Source organism: Kitasatospora sp. NPDC059803 (assembly GCF_042732255.1).
Lineage (GTDB): Bacteria > Actinomycetota > Actinomycetes > Streptomycetales > Streptomycetaceae > Kitasatospora.
On the sequence record NZ_JBHWIJ010000187.1, the window covers coordinates 1 to 4,423 of the forward strand.

Sequence of the window (4,423 nt, forward strand, 5' to 3'; positions counted from 1 at the left end):
ATGCCGACCACCGGCAGCCGTGGGCCGCCGGGCGCGCGGCCGGGTGCGGTGCCGGTGCCGGTGGTCGGCATGGTGCCGGTGCCGGTGCCGGTGCCGGTGAGCATCGGGTGCAGGGTGATCGGGTCCAGCAGCAGGGTCAGTTCGGCGGACGGCAGCGGCGCGGGGCCGTCGCGCCAGGTGAGGCGCTTGCCGGTGAACTCCGCATGGAGGAGGGGCTGTTCGTCGAGGGTGATGCCGTCCTCGGCCACCCTCAGCTCCGCGCCGCGGCCGCCCGGCAGTTGCACCCGGTAGCAGCCGTACAGATACGGCGGCACGGTCGATGCCGCCACGGCCTGGACGTAGGGGACGGCGACGCCGTCCACCTCGAAGCCCGCCGGACCGACCACGACGGCGGCCGCCGCGGGCACGCCGCCGACCGTGACACGGACCCGCAGCGCTGGGCCGTCCTCGCCCGGCCCGACGGAGACGACCAGTTCGCGCCCGGCCTCGTCCGCCGCCCGGTAGTCGCCGACCAGGTCGGCGAGCGGCGGCACGTCCGGCAGGGCGTACTCGGCGAGTTGCACCGAGAACTCCGCCGCCGCCACCCGCCCGGCGGGCCACACCGCGCCGACCAGCCGGCGCCGCCCGTCCCGGCCGACCTCGGTGCGCAGTTCGCCGCCGCAGTCGTTGCCGTCCTCGACCCGCCAGCGCAGCACGCCGTGGTCGTGGCGCGGAGCGGTGATCCGCCGACCGTTGACGTGGATCCGGTGCCGGGGCGGGTCGGTGGCGCGGCCCAGGACGTAGACGTCGAGGTCGCCGTCCGGCGTGCCGTAGAGGCCCGTCCACGGGTACAGGGCCTCGGCGAGGACGGTGTCCAGGTCGCGCCGGACGGTCGCCCTGTCGAAACCGAGCCCGTCGTCGAGTCCGCCCGCGAGCCCGCCGCCCGCGAGCCCGCCGTCGCGCACCGATCGGAGCAGCGCGCGCGCCTCGGACTTGCGGGTGAGCAGGGTGCGCAGCCGCCGCGCCGCCTCCGGGGTCGGCCGCCGGTAGCGGCCCTTGGCGGCGGCCTGCATGGCCGCGTCCTCGCGGCGGGCCAGCAGGGCGCGTTCGGCGTCGGCGAGGTCCGGCGGCGCCCAGGACGCCACCGCCTCCTCGGGCTCCCGGACGAAGCGTTCGCGCAGGGCGCCGTCCTCCCCCAGGGCGAGGACGAAGCGGGCGGCGGGCGTGTCCTCCTGCCAGTGGTAGCCGCCGGGGACGTGGAAGTCCGTGAAGCCGTCGAGGGCGGCGAGTTCGCGCGGCCCGTACTCGTCGATGTTCCGGACCGGGCCGGTGGGCGGCCGCACGGTCTGGCCGGGCCGGATCAGGCCCAGCCGCTCCAGCATCCGCGGATCGGCCGGGGCGGCGACGGCCGGCGGGAGGTACCAGGTGGAGGCGCTGGTGACGGTCCGCTGCACGGCCCGGTCCCGGAGCCCGGCGACGGTGTGCCGGTCGGTGACGGGGGCGGTGCCCCGGTAGCGGGCGCCGATGTAGTTGACCACGGGGTGGTCCGGGCCGTAGACCTCCTCCAGCCGGTCGACCAGGACGGGCAGCCGGTGGTTGAAGAACCCGGTGCGCTGGTAGCCGAGTTCGCCGACCAGCCCGACCTGCCAGAGCACCAGGTGCAGGCCAGGGTCGATCCGCCGGCCGCGGATCAGCAGGTCCGAGGCCTCGAAGGTCTGCATGCCGGGGCTGCTCGGATCCACGCCGAGGTCGGCGCACAGGACGTCCAGCGCGCTGATCCCCGGACGCATCACGGCCGCATGGCCCTCGCGGCGGGCGATCCGGACGGCGCGGTGGCTGGAGAGGACGAACACGCCCGGGTGGCCGTAGAAGACCGCCGCCACTCGCCGCCCGGCCCGGACGAAGTGCAGGATCGCCTCGGACATCTGCACGTACGTCAGATAGCGGTCCTTGGCGTCGTCGTAGAGGACGCCGAGGTCGTAGGAGTCGGGCCGCCAGGCCTTGATCCGCACCACCGTCACCGGGTCGGCGAGGCAGTGGAAGACGTGGTCCGCCTCGCGGAGCAGCCGCTCGTCGGCGCGGGTGAACCCGGCCGCCTCGATGCCGGAGCCGAGCACGGTCAACTCGCCCTTGGGCGTAGCTGGTTCGCCCGTCTCGCCGTCCCGCTCGGGGCGACGCGGCCCGGGGGCGGCGGCAATGGCCCGGGCCAGCTCCGCCCAGCGGTCCTCGTGCTCGCGGCGGGTCGGGAAGCGGTCGAAGGGGCGGCCGTACGGGCGGTTCGGGTCCATCGGGCGGCGTCAGTCGGTGTCGGCGGCGTCAGGCGACATCGACGGCGAAGTCCAGCTGGACGACCTGCGGCGGCGGGTCCATCAGGACCAGGGCGTCCACCTCGAAGTCCATCTGGGTGATCTGCGGCGTGGGCTCCATCAGGCCCGGGGCATCCACCTCGAAGTCCATCTGGGTGATCTGCGGCGCGGGATCCGTCAGGATCGGGCTGGCCAGGTCGAAGTCCGTCCGGCCGACCTGGCGGAAGGGCCGGTCCGCGGCGGTGTCGGCGTCCAGCGCGAGATCGGCGTCCACGTCGATGTCGACGACGTCGAAGCCGAAGGCCAGGCTGCTTGCGGTCACGGTAGGCACTCGACAGTCACTCGTCCCTTCGGAGCCGCGGGCGTTCGCGTGTTCATGCTACTGAACACCAGTTCGCGCCGACAGCCCCGCGGGTGCGGCTGCGGCCGGTCGGGATGGGGGCCGCAGAGGAACGCGGCCATCTCACCCGACACGTCGACGCCGAATGCCGACAGTCCCCAGCTGTCCGGGTGCGCCCCCCAGACCGGCCCGCACCCGAGGTCCTGGTCAGGCACGGTCAGCGGGCCGAGGCCCGGGCTGCCCGGGCGACGCGCTGGGCCCGCTGGGCCCGCTGGGCGAAGACGTCCTCCCGGCGGTCGGCGGTCTGGCGCAGGACGCGCTTGCGGTCCCGGCCGGACAGCCGGTCGATGTACAGCTGCCCGTTCAGGTGGTCGGTCTCGTGCTGGAGGCAGCGGGCGAAGTAGCCCGCCCCCTCGATGGTGACGGCGGCGCCGTACTGGTCGAAGCCGTGCACCACCACCTCGGCCGGGCGGGCGAGTTCGGTGCTGGCGCCGGGGACGGAGAGGCAGCCTTCGGTGTCCTCGATCAGCCGGCGGCCGGGCTCGCGGGGCTCGACGACCGGGTTGAGCACGTGGCCGACGTGCCGGACGCCCTGGTCGTCGCGGCAGTCGTAGACGAAGAGGCTCAGGTCCACGTCCACCTGGTTGGCCGCGAGCCCGCAGCCGTCGGCGACCTGCATGGTGGCGAACATGTCCTCGATGAGACGGGCCAGCCGCTCGCTGCCGTAGTCCTCCCCGGTCGCCGGGCGGCAGGTGCGGCGGAGGATGTCCTCCCCCACCTCGGTGATCCGCAGGACGGTCGGGCGTTCACGCAGTTCGGACATCGGCGCTCCCTCGTCGACACCGTCGACACGACGGCCAGGATGACGGCTTGTCATCGACTTTGCAAAGTAGCAGACTTTGCAAAGTGACCGAAGATGCCAAAGCCGCCGAGGACGCCAGAGGCCTCACCGCGCCCGCCACCGGCCCCCTCCCCCAGCACCCCGTACGCACCGCGATCCTCGGCCTCCTCGCCGAGAAGGCCGCCCTCACCTCCACCGAGGCCGCCGCCGCCACCGGGTACAGCTCCGGCCTGTGCTCCTTCCACCTACGGCAGCTGGCCCGCCACGGCCTCATCGAGGAGGCCCCCGCCACCGACGGCCGCGCCCGCCCCTGGCGGCTCCCGCAGCAGCCACACCAGCCCCACCAGCCCGCCGCAGCCGACGAGTTCGGGGAACTCGCGCGCGGCCTGGAGGACGAGAGCTACCAGCGCTGGCTCGCCCACCGCGACGCGGCCCCGGCCGACTGGCGGCAGGACGAGGCGTTCAGCACCGTCCTCTACCTGACCCCCGCCGAACTGGCCGCCGTCGGCGAGGCCGTCCGCCAGGTGCTGGCCCGCTACCGCGACCGCGAGGCCGACCCGGCCGGCCGTCCTGCCGGCGCCCGCCCGGTCGCCGCCGTGGCCCGCCTCTTCCCGCTCCTCCCGGACGAGCACTGACGAGCACTGACGGGCACCGAGGAGCGTCGGAGTCCGCCGCCCGGCGCTTCGCGGTGATCCTCCTCCGCCCCCGAACCCAAAGCAATGGTCAAGACCAAATGGTCGAGACCAATTTGGCGACGCGCCGGAGACGGCACGCGGGCGGTGTCCAGGCGAGGGAAATAAACCCGCTGGCGCACCCGGCCCGCCGACCCGCAAGCTGGCCCGATGCGCGTCAACGGCCCCCTCTGCACCCGCCAGTCCCTCGCCACCGACCTGGGGGGGGCCCGCGGGGGGGCCCCCGGGCCCCGCGGCGGGGCCCACACACGCGGGCGCCCCCCCC

At 74.8% G+C, this 4,423-nt stretch carries 4 protein-coding genes; 1 reads left to right on the forward strand and 3 read right to left on the reverse strand.

Annotation, left to right across the window (positions count from 1 at the left end; all coding sequences use genetic code 11):
• The 3 genes from ACFV6I_RS25955 to def all read right to left on the reverse strand — a co-directional run.
• Window positions 1–2,267, reverse strand: a 2,267-nt coding sequence (locus tag ACFV6I_RS25955; protein ID WP_380427925.1) for an SAM-dependent methyltransferase, incomplete at its 3' end; no start/stop codon positions are given.
• Window positions 2,268–2,295: 28 nt separating this feature from the next.
• On the reverse strand, window positions 2,296–2,607 hold the full coding sequence (locus ACFV6I_RS25960) for a hypothetical protein (RefSeq protein WP_380427927.1): 312 nt from the start codon (window positions 2,605–2,607) through the stop codon (window positions 2,296–2,298).
• A gap of 235 nt (window positions 2,608–2,842) precedes the next feature.
• The gene (gene def / locus ACFV6I_RS25965) at window positions 2,843–3,448 is read right to left on the reverse strand and encodes a peptide deformylase (protein WP_380427929.1); all 606 of its coding nucleotides are present in this window, start codon (window positions 3,446–3,448) and stop codon (window positions 2,843–2,845) included.
• 83 nt (window positions 3,449–3,531) lie between these two features.
• Between def and ACFV6I_RS25970 the strand changes: the two genes are divergently transcribed.
• Entirely contained in the window at window positions 3,532–4,101 is a 570-nt protein-coding gene (locus ACFV6I_RS25970; RefSeq protein ID WP_380427931.1) for an ArsR/SmtB family transcription factor, read from the forward strand.
• Window positions 4,102–4,423 lie beyond the last annotated feature (322 nt).